A 16,744-nucleotide genomic window follows, 5' to 3' on the forward strand; every position below is an offset into this window, starting at 1 on the left:
AAAAGGCCCCAGTCCAAGGACTGGGGCCAACCGCGGAGAATGGGGGATTTGAACCCCCGAGGGCGTTAACCCAACACGCGTTCCAGGCGTGCGCCATAGGCCGCTAGGCGAATTCTCCTTGCTTCCGATTCGAAAGCAGATACTACTGTACCTGAGAATTTCAGCATCGTGTAATCGGGCTAAATGACCACCCCTGCGAAGCCTCGGAAACTCCCCGGATGCCGCCTCAAACACCCCCGTTAACGGAAAAATGGACGCCCCCAACGCGCCCATTCTTGCGGTACATCGTTGAGCTACCGGGTCCGGCCCCTCGCCCCCAGGCCCCGCAGCTCACAATCTTGAGATTGCCCCAATCGGTGTACATACCCATGGTCCGCTGTGGCTCCGGCTTTTGCAATGGTTGAGACCTGTTTGTAGCCGAACTTTATTGACACGATGTCTCCATGACGCAGCTGCACACCCTGGTTGTTTACGTTCCCGAGACACATATCGAGGAGGTTCTTCTGGCCATCGGCGACGCCGGCGCCGGCCGGATCGGCAACTACTCCCACTGTGCTTTCACCTCGCCCGGCACCGGCCGTTTTATGCCTTTGCCCGGTGCGCGTCCCGCTGTTGGCCAGGTGGGGATTGAGGAGCAAGTGCCCGAAACCCGGGTTGAGTGCGTGGTGGAGGAGGACAAGCTCGACGCCGTCGTGCGGGCTCTGCGGTCCGCCCACCCTTACGAGGAGCCGGCTTTCATGACGTGGCCGGTGAATGGTTGGCGATGATTCGGCGCAACCAAGCCACCCGCCGTCGAGCGTTATCCACAGACCTCCCGGCCGATTCGAACCCCAACCCAAGTTCGGGTAAGCTTGTCGACGGCCCCTCATGTGGCGTCATCCTGTTGAACTCCCCCAGGACCGGAAGGTAGCAAGGGTAGATGGGCTCTGGCGGGTGCATGAGGGGTCACTTATTTAAATGTCAGTCTCTATAGGTAGGTTTCACTTGTGACTGTTACAACTGCCCTGTATCGAAGGTATCGCCCGGACTCTTTCGCGGACGTTATCGGGCAGGAACACGTCACGGAGCCGCTGATGACAGCGCTCCGCAAGAACCGCGTGAACCACGCCTACCTTTTCTCCGGCCCCCGCGGTTGCGGCAAGACCACGTCCGCGCGCATCCTTGCACGCTGCCTGAACTGCGCCGAGGGCCCCACTGACACTCCCTGCGGCAAATGCCCCAGCTGCATCGAACTCGCTCGAGGCGGGTCCGGTTCCCTGGACGTCATCGAGATTGACGCGGCCAGCCACGGTGGCGTCGACGACGCCCGCGACCTCCGCGAACGCGCAACCTTCGCCCCTGTCCGCGACCGCTACAAGATCTTCATCATCGACGAAGCCCACATGGTCACGTCGGCAGGCTTCAATGCGCTCCTGAAGATCGTCGAAGAGCCGCCGGAACACATCAAGTTCATCTTTGCCACCACGGAGCCGGACAAGGTCATCGGCACCATCCGGTCCCGCACTCACCACTACCCCTTCCGGTTGGTGCCGCCGGAGCCGCTGATGCAGTACCTCGAGCTCCTCTGCCAGCAGGAGAACGTTCCCGTGGCACCCGGCGTGCTCTCGCTCGTCATCCGGGCAGGTGGGGGTTCCGTTCGAGATACTTTGTCCGTCCTGGACCAGCTGATGGCAGGCGCGGGCCCCAACGGCCTGGACTATGAACTCGCTGTTGCGCTGCTCGGTTACACGCACGCTTCACTGTTGGATGACATCGTGGACGCCGTTGCAGCCTCCGACGCCGCGGTGGTCTTCAAGGCTGTGGACCGCGTCATCCAGACCGGTCATGATCCCCGGCGGTTCGTTGAGGACCTGCTGGAACGCTTCCGCGACCTCATCATTGTCCAGGCGATGCCCGAGAGCGCCCAGGCGATCCTTCGCGGCATGCCGGCGGACCAGATCGCCCGGATGCGCAACCAGGCAACCAACCTCGGTGCGGCCGAGCTGTCCCGCGCAGCCGACGTCACCAACACCGCGCTGACGGAGATGACAGGCGCAACCTCGCCCCGGCTGCATCTCGAGCTGCTGTGCGCGCGGATCCTGCTCCCCAGCGCCGAACAAACCGAGCGCGGTATCGCCGCCCGGATCGACCGCGTCGAACGCCGCCTCAATTACGGGGCCGACGGCGGCACCCTGGCTGTTGCTGCTGCCCCACAGTCTGCTGCGGCTGCTGCTGCCCCGGTAGCTGCGACTGCGGCGGCACCGGCCAGCCAGCCGGCACCCGCGGTTCAGGCAACACCGGCCAGCCAGCCGACACCCGCGGTTCAGCCTGCACCAGCGCCTGCGGGTGCTCCCCAGCACAGCACCCCAGCCCCGCGTTCGGAAAGCGAACCCAACGAGGCAGGGTCCCGTGGCGCCCTGACAGCTCCGCGGGTCTCGACCAACGATTGGCCTGTTGAGGACCGACCCACAGGTGGTCGTCCTACGCAGGGTCCTTCAGCGGAAAGTGTCACGCAGGCCCCGCCCGCTTCGACGCCAGCGCAGCGGCCACAATCCGCACAGGCTCCAACAGCTCCAACGAAAACTGCCCAGCAAGCACAGCCTGCGGCAGCCCCGGAGCAGTCCGCACCAGCGCAAGCACCGGCAGCGCAGGCCCCAGCACCCCAAGCACCGGCAGCGCAGGCGCCGGCACCCCAGGCCCCAGCACACCAAGCACCGGCAGCGCAGCCGAACGCGGCCGGAGGAGCGCCTGCTCCCGCCCACGCTGGCGGGGGCGGAGACGTGGAGGCCCTGCGTCGTGCATGGCCCGATGTCCTGCAGACTCTGACCAAGATCAAGCGCAGCACTTGGGCATTGGTGGAACCCAACGCCCAGGTTGCGCAGTTCGACGGCCAGGTTCTGACTCTTGCCTTCACCACTGGTGGGTTGGCGGGTGCTTTCGGCCGTGCTGATCACTCCGAGAACCTTCGCCAGGCTATTCACAAGACCCTTGGCATCGACTGCCAGATCATGGCAGTCGCTGGCGGCAACAGCTCAGCGAGCTCTGAGCCAAACCCAAAAGCGCCTACTAGCCGGCCGACGCCGGCTGCTGCACCTGCGGGCGCCCCTCCGTGGGTTGGTGAGGAATCGCCCGCGGCAACAGCAGCAGGTGTAACGTCAGCGCCCGCTGAAACAGCAGTAACACCGGCACCGGTGTCAGCTGTCGACTCCGCGTGGGGCCTCGCACCGGCTTCCCCGCCTGCAGTAACTCCGCATGCCCCCGTCGCAGGAGCAGCAGCCCCGCATGCCCCCGTCGCAACGGCATCCGGGCAGCCAGCAGCAGCCCCGCATGCCCACGCCGCAGGAGCAGCCGAGTCAGCTGCGGCCACCCCTGCACGGGAAGAGCCCAGCGCTTCGGTAGCTCCCACCGCCACCGCGGAACCGAAAGCACCCGCGCAGGCTCATGCTGCTCCCGCTGCCTCCGCTCCCCCGGCTGCTCCGGCCGCCTCCGCTCCCACGGCTCCCCCGGCTCCCGAGCCGTCGCATCCGGCCGCCGAGCCGTCGCAGCCGTCCGGCGATTACTCGTACCCTGACGACGATTGGGGTCCACCGCTCGACGAGGATGCGCCGCCTCTGGATGAAGAGCCGCCAGCGGACTGGGAGCCGCCATCGGGCTATGGCCGTATGAGCTCACAACCGGCGACCTCCCCAGCGGCGAACCCCGTGAACACAGCTTCCCCGTCCACACCTCCGGCCTCAGCACCGGACAAAAACCCGGCCGCAAACACGACTCCGAGCGCAACCACGACTCCGCGCGCCTCGAGCGTCAGCACGTCCGACGACCCCTGGTCGCGGGCAGTCGAGCAGACGCCGGGCACATGGGTTGTGACCACCGAATCCAACGTGGGCAAGAACCCCGCCCAAACGGTCGAAGAGCCCTCACCGGCAACGGACACCCCTGACTACGCACCCGCGGCAGCCCAGGTCCCGGAGCAGGAGCGGACCCCGGAGCCGGAGCGGACCCCGGAGCCGGCCTCCGGAACTTACGGCCATCCGACCACTGCGGAGCAGAACCCAAGCTCCAGCTGGGACGTCGCACCGGCGTCGAGCTGGCCCGGCACGCAATCCATGCCCGCGGCGGCAACCACCAGCGTTTCCGGGGCGAGCCCCAGCGTCGCCCCTGCACCGTGGCCGTCCCTCGCCGCCCAACCCGAGGAAGCGCACGGTTCGGTTGCCACGCTCGAGGAGGACGCGCCGTCGGGCAGTCCGAATGGCCGCCAAAGCTTGTATCAGCGGCTGACCAACAGCCCCGAGGCCCAAGCCGGACGTGTCCAGGCGCCCGCGCGGACCCCGGCAGCACCCGCCGCCGTGACTGAGGACATCCCCAGTCCGGAGGACGAAACCATTGAGGAATCGAGGGTCTTTGGGCGTGCTGCGGTGGAGCGTATTCTGGGCGGAAAGCTGATCGAAGAGCGCGCCTTGGACGGTTCTCCCCTGCAAACCCGCTGACTCCAGCATTGATTTCAAACGAACGAGGACATTGTGTACGAAGGTGCAGTTCAAGAGCTGATTGATGAGCTTGGCCGGCTTCCCGGTGTGGGCCCTAAATCGGCACAGCGCCTGGCGTTCCATATCCTTGAGGCCGATCCGGAGGATATGAAGCGCCTGGTCACAGCGATCACCACGGTCAAGGAACGCGTAAAGTTCTGCTCCGTTTGCTTCAACGTTACTGAGCAGGAAACCTGCAATATTTGCCGTGATCCGCGCAGGGACCCCTCGGTCATCTGCGTCGTGGAGGAGTCCAAGGATGTCCTTGCCGTCGAGCGCACCCGGTCCTTCCGCGGCCGCTATCACGTGCTGGGCGGGGCCATTAATCCCATTGCGGGCATCGGGCCCGAGCAGTTGCGGATCCGTGAGCTCCTGACGCGCCTGAATGACGGCGCCATCCAGGAAATCATCATTGCCACGGACCCCAACCTTGAGGGTGAAGCCACAGCTACCTACCTGGCCCGCATGCTCAAGTCGATCGGCATCGCTGTGACCCGGTTGGCCTCCGGTTTGCCGGTGGGCGGAGACCTTGAGTACGCCGATGAAGTGACCCTCGGCAGGGCCTTCGAGGGCAGGCGCAACGCACTGCTCTAAAGGACGGAAGCGTCAGCTGGTTCGGGCCTTCCTTGCCCTCCACCAGCGGGCTGGAACGAGCACCGCTGCAGCCACCAGGGCTTGAAGCATGAGGCCGGTGATGGCCACCGGGACTGTCGGCGCAAGCCCTTCGCTGGACTCCCCGCCGAGGCAGGGCACGTCGCGGGAGGGGCCGTCGGCGGTCCATTGCAGCCCGGACAGCACCCAGCCCAGTTCGTTATCGGCCGGGACCATACCGGCGGCGACGCTTCCCAGGAGCAGCCCGGGGTTGGATGCGGCCAGCCATGCGACCCGCTCAGTGTGGGCAACCTCCACCGGGCGAAGATCGCCGACGCACTCGTAGGCATTGATCCTGCCGGAATCGTCGCGTTCCACGTTGACCGGCACGGAGGCCTGGTCAATGACGGTGGTTCCAGGCAGCAGCAGGATAGTCAGAACCACATTGCCTGCGCACAGGAAGGCGACCACCACCACAGCCAAGGCAGCGCCTGGCCCCACGGCGGCAAAGCAGCCCCTGGCGCCCGAACCGATCAGCCCGAACAGCACCACTTCCAGGACAATAACGACGACGGCGGCACCCGCCAGCGCGATCGGGCCACCAACGGTGAGGCCCACCACGAGCAACGCAGCGCATGCCAGGAAGGCCAAGGCCACGCCGCGCATGGCTCCGGAGAGAGCCAGGACAAGAATGCTTCCGGGGAAATGACGGAAACCCCAGAGGGTTCCCAGGATTGCGGCTGCCATGGCCAGGAACACCGCCATGATCAGGTGGACGGCGCTTCCGATCCTTACCTCGAACCAGCCGTTCGATTGCCCCAGGGTAGCCACTGCCAATGCCGCGCCCCAAGCGAGGGCAATCCCCAGCAGGCAGGCAAGCCAAAACCACCACGAGGCGAAAGACTTCCGGGTGTTCCCCCACGCCTCACGGACAGCAACAATGAAAGGACCCGGAGTTCCCGGCGGCCCGGGATCGCCCTTTGGGCCTGACCGGCTGGACGGTTGATCGTCGATCACGCCGCCGATCAGCTCATATTCGGGCTCGTTCCGTCCCGGGCCGGAGCCGCCCGTTTGTTCAGGTACGCCGGCCATCGCCGCTCGCTAACCTCATGAAGTGGATGGTACGCCCGGCGCGTCATCACGGATACGCCGGCAGGTTGAGGTTTCACGGGAAGATCCCAGCCGGGGGTGCCACCATAAGCCCATGGTCTCCAGCAATGGTCTGTTCAGGCGTCCCCGTCCCATCAAGCCCGCCCCGGGTCAGGAATCGGTGTGGGATTACCCGAGGCCGCCCAGGGTGGAGCCACGATCCGAGCGTGTTGTGGTCCGGCTTGGAGGACAGGTCATTGTTGATACCACCGATGCCGTGCGGGTCCTCGAAACCAGCCACCCTCCGGTCTACTACCTGCCCTTGGATGCTTTCCCTGCCGGGGTGCTCATCCCTGTTGAAGGCACCACTTTCTGCGAGTTCAAGGGGCAAGCCAGCTATTTCACCCTCACTGCCGGGGGCATCGTTGTTGAGCGTGGAGGCTGGACGTATCCGAGTCCCACCCGCGGCTTCGAAGCGCTGGCCGGCAAGGTGGCGCTTTACCCCGAACATATGGACTCGTGCGAGGTGGACGGAGAGCGGGTGACGTTCCAGGAGGGCAGCTTCTATGGAGGGTGGATTACCCGGGGAATCGTTGGTCCATTCAAGGGCGGTCCGGGCACTGCCGGATGGTAGTGATGGCAGGTGGCCGCCATGTGGTCACAATTCCTGCCGGGGCAGTGCGCGGCGATAAACTGGGCAAATAAGCTACGCAGGCGTGCCTGAATTGGAGCATGCCGCGTTCGAACCCTATTGATGCAGTGAGGGTGCGCGCATGACTATGCCCACTACCGAAGTGAAGATCGAAGAGCTCTCCAACGAGGCTGCCATTACCAAGCAGCTGATCGTTCAGAAGTTCGGCGGCTCCTCGGTTGCCGATGCTGATGGCATCAAGCGGGTCGCACAGCGCGTCGTGGATGCGCAGAAGGCCGGCAACGAGGTTGTGGTTGTTGTCTCCGCAATGGGTGACACCACAGATGAACTCCTGGACCTCGCGGGGCAAGTCACCGACTCGGCTCCCGCCCGCGAAATGGACATGCTGTTGTCCGCCGGCGAACGAATTTCCATGGCCCTGCTCGCCATGGCCATCAACAAGTTTGGCGCCTCGGCCCAGTCCTTCACGGGCTCCCAGGCCGGCATGATTACCGATGGCATCCACGGCAAGGCGCGGATTATCGACGTCGACCCCCACCGCATCCGCACCGCGCTGGACAAGGGCCACATTGCCATCGTGGCCGGTTTCCAGGGCATGAGCCGCAGCACCAATGAGATCACCACCCTGGGCCGCGGCGGCTCGGACACCACCGCTGTTGCTTTGGCCGCAGCGCTGGAAGCCGATGTCTGCGAGATCTACACGGACGTGGACGGCATCTACACCGCTGACCCCCGCGTGGTTGCCAGCGCCCAGAAGATCGACCGTATCTCCAGCGAGGAAATGCTGGAGCTGGCCGCTTCCGGAGCCAAGATCCTGCACTTGCGGTGCGTCGAGTACGCACGCCGCTTCGGGGTTCCCCTGCATGTCCGTTCGTCATTCAGCCAGCACGAAGGCACCTGGGTCATCCCGGGTGCCGAGGAAAAGTTCACCATTGAAGAGGGAGTTGCTTTGGAGCAGCCAATCATCTCCGGCGTTGCACACGACCGGTCCGAAGCCAAGGTCACCGTTGTGGGCGTACCGGATATCCCGGGCAAGGCTGCCGCGATCTTCCAGGTGATCGCGGATGCACACTCGAACATCGACATGATTGTCCAGAACGTTTCCACCCACGGCACGGGCCGCACGGATATCTCGTTCACCCTGCCGATCGTTGAAGGCGCAGATGCCCTGGCCGCCCTTCGCGCTGCCGAGGGCCAGATCGGCTTCGAGAGCATCGAGTACAACGAGAATGTTGGCAAGCTGTCCCTGATCGGCGCGGGCATGCGGTCGCACCCGGGCGTTTCTGCCACGTTCTTCAAAGCCCTCTCCGACGCCGGGATCAACATCGACATGATCTCCACCTCGGAAATCCGCATCTCCGTGGTGACCAGCGCCGACGCCTTGGATGACGCCGTCCGGGCCATCCACAATGCGTTCGAGCTCGACGGCGATGCCGAGGCTACCGTTTACGGCGGCACCGGCCGCTAAGCCAACCGCGGGCAACCGCCCCCAAAGTAAGTACCAGTTAAGGCCGTTCCGAGCTCTCGGAACGGCCTTAACTTTTACTTACTTGGATGCTCAGTTGGGTGGGCGGGGGCCAGCAGGACGTCGATGAGTTGCCGGAGCCCGTCAGCCATGTCCACGTTCTTGTCATACAGCCATTGCAGCTGAAGCCCGTCGAAAGCCGCCACTGTCAGCCGTGCCAGCATGACGGCGTCGACGTCGGTGCGCACCGCGCCGGAAGCCTGCCGCTGTGCGATGTCCTCGGCGATGTCGCTGACCACCGTCTGGTATCGCTCTTTGAAGTACCCGTGTGAGGCGTGTTCGGGATCGTTCGCGGTAGCTGAGGCTACTGCGTAAAGGGTTGTCAGTCCGGGTTCACGCACGTTCCGCTCCGCGATGGGCGGCATCAGCCCAAGGCCCACCCCGGCGTCGCCACCTACGGCCAGTGACCGGCGGTCCCGTTCGGCGAGGACGGCGGTGAGCAGTTCCTGCTTGCCCTTGAAGTAGTGGAACAGGGTTGCTTCCTTGACACCCACCAATTCGGCAACGCGCTTGAGGGCGGTGCCCTCAAAGCCCTCGGTGGCGAAAACATCGGTTGCCGTTTGGATGATCTGTTCGCGGCGTTCGGCTCCCTTGGCATACGGGCCACGGGCCTTGGACGTAGACATTTGTTCAGTCTATTTCACGGTTTGAATATCGAGGGTCACTCGACTTTTTCGACAAAAACCTAGTCACACTAGGTTTTTGTCGCTAGAGTCATTGCAGCGGCCTAACGGTGGGCCACCCGATTCATCAGGAGGCAATGTGGCCCTCAATCTCGATCAGCACACGGCCGGCACGGAAGCCCCCCGGGGCTGGAAACACCCCGCCAAAATCCGCTTCGCGCGCTTACGTCATCGGCATGCCCATCGCGAGCGCCGGCTTGTGGATGGCCGTCCTTGCACCAGCCTTGGTAGTTCTCGCCATCAAGGTTTCAGAGATCACCACCCCGGACACCCGCGCCGGGGCACTGAGCCTGGTGGCCGGCGTAGGAGCGGCAGTCGCTTTGCTCGCGAATCCCTTCGTCGGCCGCCTCAGTGACCGCACCACCTCCCGTTTCGGCATGCGTAAACCGTGGATCGTGGGCGGTGCCCTGGTGGGCTTGGCCGCCCTGTTCCTCCTGGGCTCGGCGACGAACGTGGGCACGGTCCTCATCGCCTGGGTAATAGCACAGCTGGGCTTCAACGCGGCACTGGCTGCCCTGGTCGCCACCCTTCCGGACCAAGCTGCCCCCGCCGAGCGCGGGCTGCTCTCCGGCCTGATAGGCATGACGCTGCCCATCGGCATGGTGGCGGCGGCTTTCTTCGCGCAGATGTTCGATAACGCGCTGCAGATGGCAGTAGTCCCCGGCATCGTGGGGACAGCCGTTGCCATCGTGTTCGCCTTTACGTTCAAGGACCGCGTCCTTGCCGAGAAACCTGCACCGCTGAATTTCAGGGAAATCGTGGGGTCCTTCTACTTCAATCCCAAGGCCCACCCGGGCCTGGGCTGGGCCTGGGTCACCAAGTTCCTGATCTACGTCGGCTACTGTGCCGGCCTGCTCTACCTGCCGTACTTCTTCACGGACCACCTCCATGTCCCCGAAACCCAGGTGACCACCTTGGTGTTCCAAGCAACTTTGGTGAGCTCCGCAGGCACAGTGGTCACCAGCCTTGCCGCCGGATGGATCAGCGACAAGCTCGGCAAGCGCAAAGCCATGGTCATCCTCTCTGCCTTGATCATGATGGGCGGCCTGATTGTCATCGCCACCAGCACCACCACCGGTCAAGTACTGGTGGGCCAGGGCATCCTCGGGCTGGGGGTCGGTGTCTTCAGCGCCGTCGACGTTGCCCTCATCACGGACCTCTTGCCCAAGGACCAGTCTGAGAACGCCAAGACCTTTGGGGTCTTCAACATCGCCCAAGCCCTCCCCCAGTCCTTGGTGCCCGCTATTGCCTTCCCTGTCATCGCCATGGGCGGCTACCCCGCATTGTTCCTCGGTGGTGCTGTTGTTGGCATCATCGGAGCCCTCCTCGTCACCCGAATCAAAGGAGTCAAGTAAATGAACCTATCGGCAGCAGTCACAGCACCGGAAACAGGAGCACCGAATGCTGAGGCCAGGATCCAGGAACTCGCCCGGAGCCTGACCCTCGAGCAGCAGGTGCAACTCCTGACCGGCGCAGATGTGTGGTCCACGCACGCCATCCCTGGGATCGGCTTGTCCCGCGTGGTCCTGTCCGACGGACCGGCAGGCGTCCGGGGCGAAGACTTCGATGAGCGCCATGACTCCATCTCCTTGCCGTCGTCGTCGGCCTTGTCCGCCACCTGGAGCGTCGAAACAGCTCACCGCTACGGGCAGGTCCTGGGCCAGGAGGCCCGCCGTAAAGGCGTGCATGCCGTGCTGGGCCCCACCATCAACTTGCACCGCTCCCCGTTGGGCGGCCGCCATTTTGAGTGCATGAGCGAGGACCCCCGGCTCACGGCCACCATGGCTGCCGGGTACGTTGCCGGCGTGCAGTCCATGGGTGTTGGTGCCACGCCCAAGCACTACCTCGCCAACGAGGCCGAAACCGAGCGTTTCACCGCTGACTCCGTAGTGGACGAACGGCCGCTGCGCGAGCTCTACCTGGCGGCCTTCGAGGACGCCATTGCAGAAGCCCGCGCCTGGCTGGTGATGAGCTCCTACAACTCCATCAACGGCACCACCGCAAGCGAGAACAAGCTGCTGGAGACCCCGCTGTCCACTGAGTGGGGCTTCGACGGCGTCGTAGTGTCCGACTGGACCGGCGTGCGCTCCGTGGAGGCCGCAAACGCCCACCAGGACCTGGAAATGCCCGGCCCCGTGGGCCACTGGGGTCCCAAACTCCTGGCAGCGGTCAATGATGGCCGCGTCAGCCGGGAGGCGATCCTTGAGAAGGTCACCCGGATCCTGCGCCTCGCAGCCCGCGTGGGCTCCCTCGAAGGCTTCGAACCTGCAGTATCCCAGCTCCCGACGCAACTGGACGGGGCCGCCGTCGCGCGTGAAGTGGCCGTCCGCGGCGCCGTACTGGTCCGCAACAAGGGCATCCTGCCGCTGGATGCCAGGACGCTCGGCAGCGTCGCCGTGATCGGCCACAACGCCGACGAAGCCCGTACCCAGGGCGGCGGTAGCGCCACCGTCATGCCCAAGTACACCGTCTCGCCCTTGGAAGGCCTGCGGAAAGCACTGCCCGACGACGTCACGGTCACCTACGCGCGCGGCGCAAAGGTGGCCGAGGGCATCCAGCCCTTCCCCCGCACGTCCCTCCACAACCCGGTTACCGACGTGCCCGGGCTTCGCGTGACATTCCTCGCCGACGACGGCACCGAAATCTCCGGTGAGGACCGTTTGGCCTCGCACCTGATCTGGTTCGGCATTGGAATTCCCGACGGCGCCGCCTCCATCCGCATGGAAGCGGACTGGACAGCCGAAACAGCAGGGGTCCATCACCTGGGCGTCGGCACGGTGGGCCACATCCGTTTTGTCCTGGACGGGACGGAAGTGTTCAACGACGAGATCAAGGACGATACCGAAGTTTTGGGCGCCGCCCTGTTCGATCCGCCCAAGACCGTCCATGCCGTGGAAACCACCGCCGGTCAGAAGGTCAGGATCGAGGCCGAGTACCAGTTGCCCAAGGAGCAGGTCATTCCGTTCACGGCCATCCTCCTGGGCGAGGAAACAGTGGTGGCGGATCCGCAGGCCGAGATCGATGCCGCCGTGGACGCTGCCCGGAACTCCGACGTAGCAGTGGTGGTTGTCGGCACCAACGCAGCCATCGAATCCGAGGGCTTCGACCGCAAGGACCTGGACCTGCCGGGGTACCAAAACCGCCTCGTTGAAGCTGTGGTTGCGGCCAACCCGCGCACGGTAGTGGTGGTCAACTCCGGTTCGCCGGTGCTGATGCCGTGGCTGGACACTGTGGAAGCAGTCCTGCTGGGCTGGTTCGGCGGCCAGGAGTTCGGCAATGCCATCGCTGACATCCTTCTGGGCATCGAAGAGCCCGGTGGCCGTCTTCCCACCACCTGGCCTGCCGCCCTGGAACACGTTCCGGTCCTGAACACCACTCCCGTTGACGGCAAGGTGGTTTACAGCGAAGGAATCCACATCGGCTACCGCGCGTGGCTCAAGCAGCAAGCCGCAGGCGGCGCCGCTCCGGCCGTGCCGTTCGGTTATGGACTGGGCTACACCACCTTTGAACTCGGCACGCCCCACGCCTCCCGGGTGGTCACTGCCGGTAACGGCGTGGTGGTGCACGTTGCGGTCAGGAACACCGGGACCCGTACCGGGCGGGAAGTCGTCCAGGTCTATCTGGAGCGCCCGGAATCGGACGTGGAACGACCTGTCCGCTGGCTTGCCGGCTACGCCGGAACGCACCTCGCCGCCAACGGCACCGAGAGCGTGGAAATACATATCCCCGCCAAGGCGTTTGGACATTACGACGGCGGCTGGCAGTTTGAGCAGGGCACGTTCCGGCTGTTGGTGGGTCGCCATGCGGCCGACCAATTCCAGTCCTTGGACATCGAACTCCGGTAATACATGAGTAAAATCACGCCGGGTGGCGGGCTTTTTTGGCCGTCACCCACGTGGTTTTCGCCACAAGCGATGGAACTGGGGTATGGTATGGAATTTTCGTGGCATGCTGTACGTTGCATACCCGGTAACCCCCTAACACGAAGAGGCATTAAAAAGTGGCAGCCGATTACGACGAACTCCGTACCGATGTAAAAGAGAACCAGGAGCAGTCCCTCCAGGCTCTCCAGTCCGCCAGCGCTCCCACGGCCAAGAGTGTCGTGCTTGAACTGGACGAAACCGATGGCCTCGACGCCAACGGCCCCGGCGGCGAAATCGTCGCCGAAGAATTGGTGATCCAGGTTATTCCGCAGGCCAGTGACGAATTCACTTGTCATTCCTGCTTCCTGGTCCGCCACCGCTCGCAGATCGCACGCGAAAAAGATGGCGTCGCCTACTGCACCGACTGCGAAGGCTAAGACAGCCCACCCACCCCGGCGGAATCAACATCGTCAGGGAGTGCCGCCGTCGGGATTAATTGCGGAAGGACCGGAGCAAACGCTCCGGTCCTTCCGCAATTAACGGCCCCTAAGGCCCAACTCCGGGACCGCCCATTGCCTTCTTACGGCGGTGGTTGGCGATCCTGAGTTGCAGGATCCTGGCCCCGCCCGCCAAGGCCACCAGCACGCCGCCGCCCACAGCAGCTATGAACAAGGTGGTGCCAAGGGCGAGCGTGCCTTCCAGGCCAAAGAACCGGACCGTGATCATGTCCTGGTTCTGGACGAAGAACACGATCAGCATCACCAGGACCACCAAGCCAACGGCCACGGCAACCCACAATGCGGCAGTACGTGTTGGCCTGTCGCGTCCCGTTGCCGGCGGCGGTATCGGGCGGCCCTGGTGCTCGGAACTACCTCGATCCGGGCGGGCGGAACTGCCCGGAACCCGTGCTGCATCTTCTTGGAAACTCATTGCGGCCCCCTCTGGACATCAGCATTTACCGTGCTTCCAACATAATAAGCATGCTGATTAGTTGCTCAACAGTGGCACGGTGGATTGACCGGGTCAAGGTGGCCCCAAAGCACAAGAGGAAGGGCCGGAGTTCGCGGTCCGGCCCTTCGGCATCTCACGCCCTGCTAGACGCTGTAATCGGTACTGGTGGGCCCGGGATCATTGTTCCGGACTGCATAGTGATGGCCTTCGGAATCTGTCTCGACGTCGAAGTTCTTCAGGTCCGCCTCGGAAGCGGTCTCGAAATCATCGTGCTTGTGCACCACGGGGCTGCCCGTGTCGCCGTGGGTCGCCGGTCCAAAAACAGACTGCAGCCGCTCGGTAACGTGGACGAAGCCTTCCATTCTGCGTCCCATGTTTCCACCTCCCTTCTTACCGGAGAGCGAAAAGCGGCAGGGCTGGCGCGTGCCGTTCAGTGAGGCAATATTACGCCCAAAACGCCGCTCCGAGGAGGGGTAATGCGGGGCCTACCGGAGGGACTTGTCGTCCGGATTGCGGGGCACAACGTAGGTGCTGCCATCGGGGCGCCGGAGGGTTTCCCACTGCTGGGTCTCGGCCTGGCGCTGGGCGAGCAGTTTCCGGTTGGCCTCCGTCATCTCATGGTCAAGGGAACTGCTGTGCGCGGGGCCGAAGACAACCCTGAACTTCCCCGTGGCACGCATGAACTTCCGGGTAAGAGATTCCTTGGCCACTGAAGATCGACTCCTTTTTAGACGGGTTCAATGAGTCCATAGTACGCTAATGATTAGTACACTAACTAATCAAGCAATCGTTCGGCGTAAGCTGATGGGTCCGCAAAAACAGGAGGCAGCCGTGACGGCCGTAGACGAGACCATCCAGGAAACAGACGACCTCCTGCTGGAGCGCCAACTGTGCTTCGCCCTGACTGTGGCGTCCCGGAGCGTGGTGGGGGTCTACAAGCCCGTGCTGGAACGGCTTGGCCTAACGCACCCCCAGTACTTGGTGATGCTGGCTCTGTGGGAGCGCAGCCCCCGGACGTTGAAGGACATCAGCGACAGCCTCCTCCACGAGCCCGCAACGCTCTCCCCGCTGCTCAAACGCCTGGAGGAAGCCGAGCTCATCACCCGCGAGCGCGTTCCGGGGAACGAACGCGCCCTGGCCATCACCCTGACGGAAAAGGGCGCCGCCCTCCGGGGACAAGCAACCGCCGTGCCGGGTGAAATCCGCGAGCGCCTGCAGCTCAGCAGGGCGGAAGTGGCCGAACTGCACCAAGCCATGACGGGCCTGATCGCGGCGACCCAGCGGCACGATCGACCCTAACGGCGGCAGGCCGCCCGCGTGGCCCCTAGCCAAGCACCCCGCGCCGGTGGTCTTCTTGAAGCGAACACAGACGCGGGCATCACAAGGGCCCCGTAAAATGGACGCAACCTAGGAGATTCCATGCGCATGCGATTTGTTCGGCCCCTGTTGGCAGTCCTGGCCGTCGCCGGCCTGGCCGCATGCTCCGGTTCCCCCACACCTGGTTCCACCAGCAGCGCAAGCCAAGCGCCGTCGTCGTCCGCCCCTTCGAGCGCGACCCAAAGCGCCACCCCAAGCGCAACCCCGTCGAGCAGCGCAACCGCAGCACCGGGAGCCGGCAACGCCGAACTTTCCATCACCCTGGTCGAGTCCACCGAAGCTGCGCCGCAGACTTTCACGCTCGTCTGCAAGGACGGCGTACCGGCCGCTGAAAGCAACCACCCGTCGGCCGCAGAAGCCTGCACCACCATCAAAAACAGCCCGGCCATCCTCAGCCCCGCCCCCACCGAAACGGATCAGGCCTGCACCATGCAGTACGGCGGCCCGGCCACGGCCAAGGTGACCGGCGCAGTGGACGGAAAGGAAGTCACAGCGGCCTTCAACCGCACCGACGGCTGCCAGATCGCGCTGTGGGACGCCGCGAAGAGTGTCCTCGGATCAGATGGCGGCCTCTAGGCTCCGGCACCTCCCCCAGGAGCAATGGCTCGGGCTGGAGGCAGCCCATCACGCCCGGGTGGCGCGTTACGCGGACCCCTACCTGGCGAGGCGTTCGGCCGGCAAAAAGCACCCCGTTGAGGACTTCCTGTTCACCTACTACACCCAGAAACCGGGGCAGTTGCTGCGCTGGCATCCCGGCGACGGTTCCGTCCTCAGCGGTCCGCGGGCCCTTGAGCGGGCGTCGTGGAAGTTCTACAGGACCCTCGACGACGCCGAACTCGCCTCACTGGGGCTGCCGGCAGGAACACCGGCGGTCACCTTTGATCGCGGCAGCTTCCTGGCCGACCGCGCCGAAGCTGTCCGCTTCGCCGGAATCATCCTTGCGGGCACGGCGAAGCGCCCAGCCCAGTTTGGCTGCTTCGGCCTGCACGAGTGGGCCATGGTGTACCGGCAGGAGAAGTTTGAACTCCGCCATGAATACCTGAAGCTGAGGCTTGGTGGTGAGGGCACGGATACCGTGGTGGAAGAGAACCGTATCCGGTGCTCGCACTTTGACGCGTTCCGCTTCTACACGCCGGACGCTACGCCACTGAATGAGCTCACCCCCACGCGCGAAAACCAACGGACCATGGAGCAGCCGGGCTGCCTGCATGCCAACATGGACCTTTACAAGTGGGCCTACAAGCTGGCCCCTGCGCTGCCCAGCGAGCTGGTGATGGACTGCTTTGAGCTCTCGTGGCGGATCCGCGCCATGGATATGAAGGCCTCGCCGTACGATCTCGAAGAATGGGGCTACCCGCCCATCAGGATCGAGACACCGCAGGGCAAGGCCGAGTACGTTGAATACCAGCGGGCTTTCGCGGCCGAATCCCAGGAGCTGCGGGCCCGCGTGCTGCAGGCAGTAGATCCGCTCCTCACCGAGCTGGCCGGATTGGCCGCCTGAGCACCCG

General features: G+C 64.3%; 16 protein-coding genes, 1 tRNA gene and 1 other RNA gene. 12 read left to right on the plus strand and 6 right to left on the minus strand.

What is annotated here, in order from left to right:
- Positions 1-33: 33 nt before the first annotated feature.
- Positions 34-118, minus strand: a tRNA-Ser gene (locus AC6JA3_RS18450).
- A gap of 325 nt (positions 119-443) precedes the next feature.
- Between AC6JA3_RS18450 and AC6JA3_RS18455 the strand changes: the two genes are divergently transcribed.
- From AC6JA3_RS18455 to recR, 4 genes are all read left to right on the plus strand, one after another.
- Positions 444-767: a YqfO family protein gene (locus AC6JA3_RS18455; protein WP_347781926.1), complete on the plus strand. Its 324-nt coding sequence runs from the start codon at positions 444-446 to the stop codon at positions 765-767.
- Positions 768-856: 89 nt separating this feature from the next.
- Positions 857-953: signal recognition particle sRNA small type (gene ffs, locus AC6JA3_RS18460), an RNA gene on the plus strand.
- 33 nt (positions 954-986) lie between these two features.
- Positions 987-4,466, plus strand: coding sequence for a DNA polymerase III subunit gamma and tau (locus AC6JA3_RS18465; protein ID WP_497920446.1), 3,480 nt, complete (start codon positions 987-989; stop codon positions 4,464-4,466).
- Positions 4,467-4,499: 33 nt separating this feature from the next.
- On the plus strand, positions 4,500-5,099 hold the full coding sequence (recR, locus tag AC6JA3_RS18470; protein WP_026541824.1) for a recombination mediator RecR: 600 nt from the start codon (positions 4,500-4,502) through the stop codon (positions 5,097-5,099).
- 12 nt (positions 5,100-5,111) lie between these two features.
- On the opposite strand, the gene AC6JA3_RS18475 is transcribed toward recR, so the two are convergent.
- The gene (locus tag AC6JA3_RS18475) at positions 5,112-6,188 is read right to left on the minus strand and encodes a hypothetical protein (protein ID WP_497920448.1); all 1,077 of its coding nucleotides are present in this window, start codon (positions 6,186-6,188) and stop codon (positions 5,112-5,114) included.
- 112 nt (positions 6,189-6,300) lie between these two features.
- Between AC6JA3_RS18475 and AC6JA3_RS18480 the strand changes: the two genes are divergently transcribed.
- Positions 6,301-6,819: a DUF427 domain-containing protein gene (locus AC6JA3_RS18480; RefSeq protein ID WP_347781929.1), complete on the plus strand. Its 519-nt coding sequence runs from the start codon at positions 6,301-6,303 to the stop codon at positions 6,817-6,819.
- Between the two features lie 139 nt (positions 6,820-6,958).
- Positions 6,959-8,305: an aspartate kinase gene (locus AC6JA3_RS18485; RefSeq protein WP_026541822.1), complete on the plus strand. Its 1,347-nt coding sequence runs from the start codon at positions 6,959-6,961 to the stop codon at positions 8,303-8,305.
- A 74-nt stretch (positions 8,306-8,379) separates the two neighbouring features.
- Here the strand turns inward: AC6JA3_RS18485 and AC6JA3_RS18490 are convergent, their stop codons facing one another.
- A complete protein-coding gene (locus tag AC6JA3_RS18490; RefSeq protein ID WP_026548310.1) occupies positions 8,380-8,988 on the minus strand; it encodes a TetR/AcrR family transcriptional regulator in 609 nt (202 codons plus the stop codon).
- 233 nt (positions 8,989-9,221) lie between these two features.
- On the opposite strand from AC6JA3_RS18490, the gene AC6JA3_RS18495 reads away from it, so the two are divergent.
- The 3 genes from AC6JA3_RS18495 (at position 9,222) to AC6JA3_RS18505 (ending at position 13,345) form a co-directional block, all read left to right on the plus strand.
- On the plus strand, positions 9,222-10,400 hold the full coding sequence (locus AC6JA3_RS18495) for an MFS transporter (RefSeq protein ID WP_347781930.1): 1,179 nt from the start codon (positions 9,222-9,224) through the stop codon (positions 10,398-10,400).
- The gene (locus AC6JA3_RS18500) at positions 10,401-12,890 is read left to right on the plus strand and encodes a beta-glucosidase family protein (protein ID WP_497920449.1); all 2,490 of its coding nucleotides are present in this window, start codon (positions 10,401-10,403) and stop codon (positions 12,888-12,890) included.
- Between the two features lie 155 nt (positions 12,891-13,045).
- Positions 13,046-13,345 (plus strand): DUF4193 domain-containing protein, encoded by a 300-nt coding sequence (locus AC6JA3_RS18505; protein WP_026541818.1) that lies wholly within the window; start codon positions 13,046-13,048, stop codon positions 13,343-13,345.
- 109 nt (positions 13,346-13,454) lie between these two features.
- Here the strand turns inward: AC6JA3_RS18505 and AC6JA3_RS18510 are convergent, their stop codons facing one another.
- From AC6JA3_RS18510 to AC6JA3_RS18520, 3 genes are all read right to left on the minus strand, one after another.
- Positions 13,455-13,838: a LapA family protein gene (locus AC6JA3_RS18510; protein WP_497920450.1), complete on the minus strand. Its 384-nt coding sequence runs from the start codon at positions 13,836-13,838 to the stop codon at positions 13,455-13,457.
- 164 nt (positions 13,839-14,002) lie between these two features.
- Positions 14,003-14,233 (minus strand): hypothetical protein, encoded by a 231-nt coding sequence (locus AC6JA3_RS18515; RefSeq protein WP_026541817.1) that lies wholly within the window; start codon positions 14,231-14,233, stop codon positions 14,003-14,005.
- Positions 14,234-14,344: 111 nt separating this feature from the next.
- The gene (locus tag AC6JA3_RS18520) at positions 14,345-14,569 is read right to left on the minus strand and encodes a hypothetical protein (protein WP_026541816.1); all 225 of its coding nucleotides are present in this window, start codon (positions 14,567-14,569) and stop codon (positions 14,345-14,347) included.
- Between the two features lie 94 nt (positions 14,570-14,663).
- Here AC6JA3_RS18520 and AC6JA3_RS18525 point away from each other — a divergent pair, with 94 nt between their 5' ends.
- The 3 genes from AC6JA3_RS18525 to AC6JA3_RS18535 all read left to right on the plus strand — a co-directional run bounded on the left by AC6JA3_RS18525 (position 14,664) and on the right by AC6JA3_RS18535 (position 16,737).
- Positions 14,664-15,158, plus strand: coding sequence for a MarR family winged helix-turn-helix transcriptional regulator (locus AC6JA3_RS18525; protein WP_397334595.1), 495 nt, complete (start codon positions 14,664-14,666; stop codon positions 15,156-15,158).
- 120 nt (positions 15,159-15,278) lie between these two features.
- A complete protein-coding gene (locus AC6JA3_RS18530; protein ID WP_497920451.1) occupies positions 15,279-15,812 on the plus strand; it encodes an SSI family serine proteinase inhibitor in 534 nt (177 codons plus the stop codon).
- Entirely contained in the window at positions 15,799-16,737 is a 939-nt protein-coding gene (locus AC6JA3_RS18535) for a 3-methyladenine DNA glycosylase (RefSeq protein WP_497920452.1), read from the plus strand. Before AC6JA3_RS18530 ends, AC6JA3_RS18535 begins: the two co-directional genes overlap by 14 nt.
- Positions 16,738-16,744 lie beyond the last annotated feature (7 nt).

The sequence above is a fragment of the Arthrobacter sp. TmtSoilC79 genome (assembly GCF_059739405.1).